Annotated in this window: 10 protein-coding genes and 1 pseudogene; 5 read left to right on the top strand and 6 right to left on the bottom strand. The window is 71.8% G+C overall.

All coding sequences use genetic code 11. The features are described from left to right. Positions 1–162 (bottom strand): biotin carboxylase N-terminal domain-containing protein (locus LE548_RS22615; RefSeq protein WP_225098763.1); only part of this gene is annotated, 162 nt, incomplete at its 3' end. Between the two features lie 366 nt (positions 163–528). Here LE548_RS22615 and LE548_RS22610 point away from each other — a divergent pair. Continuing rightward, a pseudogene (locus tag LE548_RS22610) lies at positions 529–916 on the top strand (hypothetical protein); the annotation flags it as partial. A 180-nt stretch (positions 917–1096) separates the two neighbouring features. Here the strand turns inward: LE548_RS22610 and LE548_RS22605 are convergent. From LE548_RS22605 to LE548_RS22595, 4 genes are all read right to left on the bottom strand, one after another. After that, positions 1097–1717 (bottom strand): nucleoside triphosphate pyrophosphatase, encoded by a 621-nt coding sequence (locus LE548_RS22605; RefSeq protein ID WP_225098747.1) that lies wholly within the window; start codon positions 1715–1717, stop codon positions 1097–1099. 18 nt (positions 1718–1735) lie between these two features. After that, positions 1736–1864: a morphogenic membrane protein MmpB gene (gene mmpB, locus LE548_RS45525; RefSeq protein WP_263636389.1), complete on the bottom strand. Its 129-nt coding sequence runs from the start codon at positions 1862–1864 to the stop codon at positions 1736–1738. A 137-nt stretch (positions 1865–2001) separates the two neighbouring features. Next, on the bottom strand, positions 2002–2211 hold the full coding sequence (locus LE548_RS22600; protein WP_225098746.1) for an acyl-CoA carboxylase epsilon subunit: 210 nt from the start codon (positions 2209–2211) through the stop codon (positions 2002–2004). Positions 2212–2221: 10 nt separating this feature from the next. Then, positions 2222–3814: an acyl-CoA carboxylase subunit beta gene (locus tag LE548_RS22595; protein ID WP_225098745.1), complete on the bottom strand. Its 1593-nt coding sequence runs from the start codon at positions 3812–3814 to the stop codon at positions 2222–2224. Positions 3815–3924: 110 nt separating this feature from the next. On the opposite strand from LE548_RS22595, the gene LE548_RS22590 reads away from it, so the two are divergent. Further along, positions 3925–4791, top strand: coding sequence for a biotin--[acetyl-CoA-carboxylase] ligase (locus tag LE548_RS22590; RefSeq protein WP_225098744.1), 867 nt, complete (start codon positions 3925–3927; stop codon positions 4789–4791). 619 nt (positions 4792–5410) lie between these two features. Further along, positions 5411–6517, top strand: coding sequence for an adenylate/guanylate cyclase domain-containing protein (locus LE548_RS22585; protein WP_225098743.1), 1107 nt, complete (start codon positions 5411–5413; stop codon positions 6515–6517). A gap of 2 nt (positions 6518–6519) precedes the next feature. On the opposite strand, the gene LE548_RS22580 is transcribed toward LE548_RS22585, so the two are convergent. Beyond that, complete coding sequence (locus LE548_RS22580) at positions 6520–7110, bottom strand: hypothetical protein (protein WP_225098742.1); 591 nt, start codon at positions 7108–7110, stop codon at positions 6520–6522. A 198-nt stretch (positions 7111–7308) separates the two neighbouring features. Here LE548_RS22580 and LE548_RS22575 point away from each other — a divergent pair, with 198 nt between their 5' ends. Both LE548_RS22575 and LE548_RS22570 read left to right on the top strand, forming a co-directional pair. Next, positions 7309–8103: an enoyl-CoA hydratase/isomerase family protein gene (locus tag LE548_RS22575; RefSeq protein ID WP_225098741.1), complete on the top strand. Its 795-nt coding sequence runs from the start codon at positions 7309–7311 to the stop codon at positions 8101–8103. 62 nt (positions 8104–8165) lie between these two features. Then, positions 8166–9311, top strand: a complete 1146-nt coding sequence (locus LE548_RS22570) for a GGDEF domain-containing protein (RefSeq protein ID WP_225098740.1) — start codon at positions 8166–8168, stop codon at positions 9309–9311. The last annotated feature ends 7 nt before the right edge of the window (positions 9312–9318 follow it).

Genomic DNA, 9318 nt, shown 5'->3' with positions numbered 1-9318 from the left:
TGTGTCACCGCCCAGGGCGAACGCCTCGTCGGCCGCGCGGACGTGCAGCGCGTCCCGGTCCGGGTCGGCGTATACGGCCACGCTCGCGATCCCGGCGTCCCGGCAGGCCCGGGCCACGCGGACAGCGATTTCGCCACGGTTGGCGATGAGCACCTTGCGCACGATTGAGGCTCCCTCCTTGAAACAAGCCGAGTTTAGGGACTGCCGACACGGCACTTCGACCCGTCCCCAATGGTGAGCTTGCCCACACGGAGCGTGATTCGAGGCCCGCTCGACCCGCGAAAGCCCTTGTCGCACCTCAGCACGCAGGGCTCCTCCCGGAAACCCTAGCCCTGTCGTGTGGTCAAGGTCTCTGTGAGAGCGTGCTGCGGCCCACTCGGTTTCTTTGTCGAGTCCCTACGAATGGCCCAATGATTCTTTGCTGCCACGCGAACCCTTGTCCCTGGGTTTACCCGTTAGTAGCGTTCGGGATGGCTCGAACGTACCTGGGGTAACAAGAACACTGGCTGGGAAGTGGGTGGATCCACGGTGGTGCGCAGGCCTGTGGCGTGGGTCGTGGCGGTCGTCCTCCTCGCGGAGGGGGTCTTCGTCGCGGCGCTGAACTGGTTCCTCGGAGTCGTCGTCGAGCGGCAGGACATGTCTCTGGCGGGCCTCGACCCGTCCGCGATGGCGACGTCCTCGAAGATCGGCGGCATCGTCTTCGGTCTCTACTTCGTCCTGTGCGCCCTGGTGGCCGTCCTGGTCGCGATACGCGACCGCGCCCCCGCGGGCTTCGGCCGTGTCCTGCTGATCAGCGTGGCGGTCGTACACGGCCTGCTGGGCGCCTTCGCCTGGGGTCTGGTCGGCTGGACGGCGTTCCTGTTCATGGTGGCCGTGCTCGGCCTCGTCGTGCTGCTCCTGATGACGTACGACCGTGACGCCGGCTCGCAGCAGAGCGCCTCCGGCGGTGGGGCGGGGGAGGGCGGGGGTCCCGAGGCCGTCGCCGAACCCGGGTCGGGCACCGCCCCGGGTACGGCGGCCGTCGTACCGGCCCCCCGTACGGACGAGCCGCAGGACGGGGACGAGGACCCTCAGGACTCCGTGCCCGCCCAGGTCGTCACTCGGCCGACGGTGTCCACAACTCTGTGATGCCGACGCCCAGTTCGGCCAGCAGTTTGCGCACCAGGGGCAGGCTGATGCCGATGACGTTGCCGTGGTCGCCGTCGATGCCCTCGATGAACGGCGCCGAACGGCCGTCGAGGGTGAAGGCCCCGGCGACGTAGAGAGGCTCGCCGGAGGCGACGTACGCGGCGATCTCCTCGTCGCTCGGCTCACCGAAGTGGACGACGGTGGAGGCGACCCCGGCCACGTATCGATTGGTCGCGGTGTCCCAGATGCAGTGTCCCGTCTGGAGGGTGCCGGCCCGGCCGCGCATCGACTTCCAGCGGGCCGTCGCCTCCTCGGCGTCGGCCGGCTTGCCGAGGGCCTGGCCGTCCAGCTCCAGCACCGAGTCGCAGCCGATCACCAGGGCGCCGTGCACCTCCGGCTTCGCCGCCACGACCGAGGCCTTCGCCTCGGCCAGGGCGAGGGCCAGCTCCGCGGGGGTGGGGGCGGTGACGGCGTCCTCGTCGACCCCGCTGACGATCACCTCCGGGGCGAGACCGGCCTGCCTCAGGAGGCCCAGGCGGGCGGGGGACTTCGAGGCGAGGATGAGTCGCCTGCGGCGCGTTGCGGTCATGGGGTCAGGTTAGTCGGCTCATCTCAGGCCGATGACGAGCATCGCCAGGATCATCGCCACGGCCATGAAAAGGCCGAGCCGCCGAAGCATGTCCTGCGCTTCGCGCAGGTCCTCCGGCGGCTCGTCTTCCGGGTCCGACCACAGCATGCCACCAGCGTGGGGCCGGGCCGGGTGAGGGTGCCTGAGTAGCCGTACTCAAATCGGCGCCCTGTGTTGTTCTCCTGTGCGCCCACGCGGCGGAGCCGCATGTCGATACGGCCTCGCGTCCCTGAGGCTGGTACCCCTCAGCTCGGCCAATACGTGCGCGTCCAGGACGCCGGGCCCGGCTTGGGGAGCCGGGCCGACGTGATTCTGTTCGGGTCGGACCACGCGTCCCTGAGGCCCTGCGCGCCGGACGGCTGGGCCGCTGCCGCCGCGGCGCGGGCGCGGACCACCGCCAGGGCGGCGGCCAGCTCCTCCGGGGTCGGGTTGCCCCGTACGACTCTGATCGTCACAGCGGCTCCTTTACAGGGGGATGTTGCCGTGCTTCTTCGGAGGCAGGGATTCCCGCTTCGTGCGCAGCTGACGCAAGCCGCGGACGATGTGGGCGCGGGTGTCGGACGGCATGATCACCGCATCGATGTAGCCGCGCTCGGCCGCGATGTAGGGGTTGAGGAGGGTGTCCTCGTACTCCTGGATCAGCCGGGCCCGGGTCGCGTCACCCTCTCCCGAGTCCTCGGCCTCGGCGATCGTGCGGCGGTGCAGGATGTTGACCGCGCCCTGGGCGCCCATGACCGCGATCTGGGCGGTGGGCCAGGCCAGGTTGAGGTCGGCGCCGAGGTGCTTGGAACCCATGACGTCGTAGGCGCCGCCGAAGGCCTTGCGGGTGATCACCGTGATGAGGGGGACGGTGGCCTCCGCGTAGGCGTAGATCAGCTTCGCGCCGCGGCGGATGATGCCCTCGTGCTCCTGGCCGACGCCCGGGAGGAAGCCGGGAACGTCCACGAAGGTCAGCACCGGGATGTTGAAGGCGTCGCAGGTACGGACGAAGCGGGCGGCCTTCTCCGATGCGGCGATGTCCAGGCAGCCCGCGAACTGCATCGGCTGGTTCGCGACCACGCCCACCGGGTGGCCCTCGACCCGGCCGAAGCCGGTGAGGATGTTCGGGGCGAAGAGCGCCTGGGTCTCGAAGAACTCGCCGTCGTCCACGATGTGTTCGATCACCGTGTGCATGTCGTACGGCTGGTTCGCGCTGTCCGGTACGACCGTGTCCAGCTCGCGGTCCTCGTCGCTGACCGCGAGGTCCGCCTCCTCCGGGAAGACCGGAGGCTCGGAGAGGTTGTTGGACGGCAGGTACGACAGCAGCTGCTTGACGTACTCGATCGCGTCCTTCTCGTCGCCCGCCATGTGGTGGGCCACGCCGGAGGCGGTGTTGTGGGTGCGGGCGCCGCCCAGTTCCTCGAAGCCGACGTCCTCGCCGGTGACGGTCTTGATGACGTCCGGGCCGGTGATGAACATGTGGGACGTCTGGTCGACCATGACCGTGAAGTCCGTGATCGCCGGGGAGTAGACGGCGCCGCCCGCGCAGGGGCCGACGACCAGGCTGATCTGCGGGATCACGCCGGAGGCGTGGGTGTTGCGGCGGAAGATCTCGCCGTACGCGCCGAGGGAGGCCACGCCTTCCTGGATGCGGGCGCCGCCGGAGTCGTTGATGCCGATGACCGGGCAGCCGGTCTTCAGCGCGAAGTCCATGACCTTGACGATCTTCTGGCCGTAGACCTCGCCCAGCGCGCCGCCGAAGACGGTGAAATCCTGGGAGAAGACGGCGACCGGGCGGCCGTCGACCGTGCCGTAGCCGGTGACCACGCCGTCTCCGTACGGGCGGTTCTTCTCCAGCCCGAAGTTGGTGGAGCGGTGGCGGGCGAACTCGTCCAACTCGACGAAGGAGTCTTCGTCGAGGAGGAGGCCGATGCGCTCACGGGCCGTCAGTTTGCCCTTGGAGTGCTGCTTTTCGACGGCGCGCTCAGAGCCGGCGTGCGTCGCCTCGTGGATACGGCGCTGCAGATCCGCGAGTTTGCCCGCGGTCGTGTGAATGTCGATCTCTTCCGGCTCGGACATCGGGATACGGCTCCCTGCCTGCTCAAAAGGGGGGACGGTTACTCATCCGTAGAGTAGTGGTGGCCCTACCGGTCAGCACTGCGTCGTTTACCACACCTAGGGTGGCTTGCATGACGCCGCACAATGCAGCAGACGACAACGGCAGCCGCTGGTCCGACCTGGAACGTCCCCCTCTCAACGCCGCGGCACTGCGGCGTGCTCTGGTGCGGGAGGGGAGCCTGTGGTCCCGCCTCGACGTGGTCCCGCGGACCGGCTCGACCAACAGCGACCTCGTGGCACGGGCCGCCGCCGGGGAGGTGGCGGAGGGCGCGGTGCTGGTCGCGGAGGAGCAGACGGCGGGCAAGGGGCGCCTGGATCGCCGGTGGTCGGCGCCGCCGCGCTCGGGTCTGTTCTTCTCCGTTCTGCTGCGGCCGGCCGAGGTGCCGGTGGCGTGCTGGGGCTGGCTGCCGCTGCTCACCGGTATCGCCGTGGCGAGCGGGCTGTCCCGGGCGGCGGGTGTCGATACGGCGCTGAAGTGGCCGAACGATCTGCTGGTGACCGTGGGGGGCGAGGAGCGCAAGGCGGGGGGCATTCTCGCCGAGCGGGCGGGTGAGGACAGTGTCGTCATCGGCGTCGGCATCAATGTCTCGCTGCGGGCGGACGAGCTGCCGGTGCCGCAGGCGGGGTCGCTGGGGCTGGCCGGGGCCGTGAGCACGGACCGGGATCCGCTGCTGCGGGCCGTGCTGCGGGGGTTGGAGGACTGGTACGGGCGGTGGCGTGCGGCCGGGGGGGATCCTGCGGTGAGTGGTCTGCAGGAGACCTACGCGGCGGGCTGCGCCACGCTCGGCCGCACCGTGCGGGCGGAGTTGCCGGGGGATCGGTCGATCGTGGGCGAGGCGGTCGCGGTCGACGGGGACGGGCGGCTGGTCATCGCCACGGGGGAGGGTGTGCAGGAGCCGGTGGGGGCGGGGGACATCGTGCATCTGCGGCCCGCGTGACGGATGCCGGATGCCTGCGGCGCGTGTGCCTGCGGCGCGTGGGCGGTGGGGCGTGAGTCTGCGGCGCGTGGGCTTGCGGCGCGTGTGCGGTGGGGCGTCGTGGGCGGTGGGGCGTCGTGTGTCTGCGGCTCGTGTGGCGGGGTGCCTGCGGCGCCTGTGCGGGTGGGTGGGGGCTGGTGCAGCGCCCAGTGTGGTGGGGGGTCGGGGCCGCGCCGGGGGGTGTCCGTCCTCGGAACGGCGCGGAATCGGTCGGCCGTCCAGGTTCCGGCGTTGACGCGCCAACCGCTGCGGGCGGACACCCCCGACACGTCCCCTTCCCGCCGTGCGCGGCTGCCGGGTCGTCCGGCACATAGCCATCCCGCCGTGTGTGGCTGCCGGCCCGTCGTGGGCCGCCGCCCGGCGCGTCCCCTTCCCGCCGTGTGCGGCTGCCTGTCCGTCGTCGGCTCGTCGTGGGGTGGGTTTCCCGCATGTCGGTGTACCGCTGTGGCCGACGTCGATCAGCTGGGTGGGGTCGAACACGAACCCGCCCGCCAAACCCAACGGAGTGAGCTGGCGCACACCTGCCGTAGAGTTGAGGCCGGTCGTTACCTGACCGCAGGAGATCGGAAGGGCAGCAGGCGTGACCGTCGACGACACGGGCTCCGGCGCGGGCGCGGACGCCGCCGACACCGGCGAGGACCCGCTGGCCCTGCGCCTGGAGCAGCTCATCCTGGGCGCCGAGCGCCGCTACACCCCGTTCCAGGCGGCTCGCAGTGCCGGTGTCTCCATGGAGCTGGCGTCGCGGTTCTGGCGGGCGATGGGGTTCGCCGACATCGGGCAGGCCAAGGCGCTCACCGAGGCCGATGTGCTGGCCCTGCGCCGGCTCGCGGGTCTGGTCGAGGCGGGGCTGCTGAGCGAGGCCATGGCGGTGCAGGTGGCGCGGTCCACTGGGCAGACCACCGCCCGGTTGGCGGAATGGCAGATCGATTCCTTTCTGGAGGGTCTGACCGAGCCCCCGGAGCCCGGCATGACCCGCACCGAGGTGACGTACCCGATCGTCGAGCTGCTCCTGCCCGAGCTGGAGGAGTTCCTGGTCTATGTGTGGCGGCGGCAGCTCGCCGCCTCCGCCGGGCGTGTGGTGCAGACCGGTGACGACGAGGAGATGGTCGACCGGCGGCTCGCCGTCGGCTTCGCCGATCTGGTGGGCTTTACGCGGCTCACCCGGCGGATGGAGGAGGAGGAGCTGGGGGAGCTCGTCGAGGCCTTCGAGACCACCGCTGCCGATCTCGTCGCCGCGCGGGGCGGACGGCTCATCAAGACCCTCGGTGACGAGGTGCTGTACGCGGCTGACGATGCGGGTACGTCCGCCGACATCGCACTGCGGCTGGTCGAGACGATGGCGAACGACGAGACGATGCCCGAGCTGCGCGTCGGCATGGCGTTCGGCACGGTCACCACTCGTATGGGCGATGTGTTCGGTACGACGGTGAACCTGGCCTCGCGGCTGACCTCGATAGCGCCGCGCGACGCCGTGCTGGTGGACAGTGCCTTCGCCGAGGAGCTGATCCGCACCGGTGAGGCGCCCGCCTCGGAGGCGGAGGCGGCCGAGGCCGCGGCGGCCGCCGAGAAGGAGGGCGAGGAGCCGCCGGTGTACCGCTTCGCGCTCCAGCCGATGTGGCAGCGGCCGGTGCGCGGGCTCGGTGTGGTCGAGCCGTGGCTGCTCACCCGCCGCGACGGACGCTCCTGACGTCACTTCCCTCCCGGTCCCGGCAGGTCCACGCACAGGCCGATCACCGGCACGCACAGCCCGCCCGGACCCGGGTCCGTCGTGCTGTGCGTGGGCGCCGGTGTGGTGGGGACGGGGATGGGGGTGGGGCGCGCAGTCGGCGGGGTCGTCGGTGTCGTCGACGGCTGGGGGGTGGCAGGCGGCGTTGTGGGCTGGGGTGTGGTGGCGGACGGTGCTGTCGTCCTTGCGGGCGGGGTCGTACCGGGTTTCGGCTGGGCGGTGGTCGTCGGGGCGAGGTTTCTGCTGCCCATGGCGGAGGTCGCCGAGGGCAGTGCGGTGGGGGACGCGGCGACCGTGGCGGCCGTGTTCGACGCGGGGTCCGTGGCGCCGCCGGTGCCGAGGCGGGGCTCGGCCTCCGCCGTGCCGGGGGAGCCGACCCCCGGGTGCGGGGCGGCGACTCGGACCAGGCTGAGGGCGCCCGCGGCCAGGGCGAGACCGCCCGCCGCGAGCAGCACCTTGCGGGGGCGTGGCTTGCGGTGGCGGCCGCGTCGTACGGCGCCCGGTGCGGGACTCTCGTCCGGCTCCGCCTGATCCTGTGCGCGTATCGGTGTCATGGCTTCCCTCCCCGCCGTGCGCCCCCGGTGCGCCGTGGCGGACGCACGCTATGCGGTCCTGTGGGTGATGTAGGGGGAGACGGGCGGGATGTCACTCGAACGGGTGTAGCCCCCTGGGGTTTCCCGGGGGCTGGTGCGGCTGCGATGATCGGGCCGACAGTGGGTTAACCCGCGTTAACTGGCGAGCCGGAGGGTGTCATGAGCGAGGAGCGGTTCGGGGAGTTCGTGCTGGTGCGGCGGCACGGGCGGGTCGCGGAGCTGGTCATGGACCGGCCCAAGGCCATGAATGCCGTCTCGACGGAGATGGCCCGATCGCTCTCCGCCGCGTGTACGGCGCTCTCCGGGGACCCGGATGTCCGGGTGGTCGTGCTGGCCTCCTCGCATGAGCGGGCGTTCTGTGTCGGGGCCGACCTGAAGGAGCGGAATTCGTTCAGTGACGCGGATCTGCGGCGGCAGCGGCCGGTGACGCGCGGGGCGTACACCGGGGTGCTGGAGCTGCCGATGCCGACGATCGCGGCGGTGCACGGGTTCGCGCTGGGCGGTGGTTTTGAACTGGCTCTGTCCTGCGACCTGATCGTGGCCGACCGTACGGCGGTGGTGGGGCTGCCCGAGGTGTCCGTGGGCGTGATTCCGGGCGGTGGCGGTACGCAGTTGCTGCCGCGGCGGGTCGGGGCGGCGCGCGCGGCCGAGCTGATCTTCTCGGCGCGGCGGGTGGAGGCGGCGGAGGCGGCCGAGCTGGGGCTGGTGGACCAGTTGGTGGACGAGGGGCGTGATCGGGAGGAGGCACTGGCGCTGGCCGCGCGGATCGCCGGGAACTCGCCGGTCGGGCTGCGTGCCGCCAAGCGGGCGCTGCGGCTCGGCCAGGGGCTGGATCTGCGGGCCGGGCTGGAGGTCGAGGACGCGGCCTGGCGCACGGTCGCCTTCTCGGCGGACCGGGCGGAGGGAGTGGCGGCCTTCAACGAGAAGCGCAAGCCGGAGTGGCCCGGGGAGTGAAGCGGCACCCCGAAGGGCAGATGAATGTCCCGATTACCCAAAATAATCCCTAACCTGGAGTAATGGGTGAGGACAAGCGGCTGACCGCAGTCGTGGCACTGGCTCAGGGGATGGCGGCGGCGCACACCCCGCCGGGGTCATGGCAGGCCGCCGCGCTCGGGGCCTGCCGTGCGCTGGACGGCAGCTTCGCGGCGCTGTCGGTGTGGGAGCGGGAGCTGGGGCGGCTGCGGGTGCTGGTGAACGTCGGGGACCGGCGGCCCGACGAGGAGGAGTTCCCGGCGGCCGAGACCTATCCGGTGCACCAGTTCCCGGAGATCACCGAGTTCCTGCACGAGCGGTGGGCCGGCGGGGGCGGGCCCAACGCCTGGGTGGAGACCGCCGAGGGGACCGCCGCCGGGACGCCCGGGTACTTCCATCAGCGGGTCGCCGCCCTGCGCCGCCGGGGGCGCGGGTGCTGTGTCGTCGCCCCCGTACTGCTGCATGGGCGGGCCTGGGGTGAGTTGTATGTCGCCCGTCCGGTCGATGTGCCCGTGTTCGGGCCTGCCGACGCCGAGTTCGCCACCGTCCTGGCCGCCGTCGTGGCCGCCGGACTCGCGCAGTCCGAGCGGCTGGAGGAGGCGCGCCGGCTCGCGTTCACCGATGCGCTGACCGGACTCGCCAACCGCCGTGCTGTGGACGTCCGTCTGGAGGAGGCCGTCGAACGGCACTGCGCCGAGGGCGTGGTCGTCAGCCTCGTCGTGTGCGATCTCAACGGGCTCAAGCGGGTCAACGACACCCTCGGGCACGCCGTCGGCGACCGGCTGCTGGAGCGCTTCGGCTCGGTGCTGTCGCTGTGCGGGGCGATGGTGCCGGGCGCGCTGGCCGCGCGGCTCGGCGGGGACGAGTTCTGTCTGCTGACGGTCGGGCCGGCTGCCGATGAGGTGGTCAAGGCCGCTGACGAACTCTGCCGTCGGGCGGGGGAGTTGGAGCTGGGGGAGGGGGTGTCGTGCGGGGTCGCCTCGACCGAGGACCCGATCGGGCCGGTGCTGGACGCCCGGCGGCTCTTCCGGCTCGCCGACGCCGCCCAGTACCGGGCCAAGGCCCTGCGTGCGGACCGGCCGGTGGTGGCGGGGCGGGAAGGGCCGGAGGATCCGGTCGTACGGCTGGCGGACGAGCCGCCGCATCTCGCGCCCGCCGAACGGCGGCGGTTCCGGGGGCGTCGGCCGTGAGGTGAAG

Source organism: Streptomyces sp. CoH27, from assembly GCF_020181035.1.
Taxonomy (GTDB): domain Bacteria; phylum Actinomycetota; class Actinomycetes; order Streptomycetales; family Streptomycetaceae; genus Streptomyces; species Streptomyces camelliae.
Note: the sequence above shows the minus strand (reverse complement) of the source record. Positions and strands in the feature narration are given on the sequence as shown.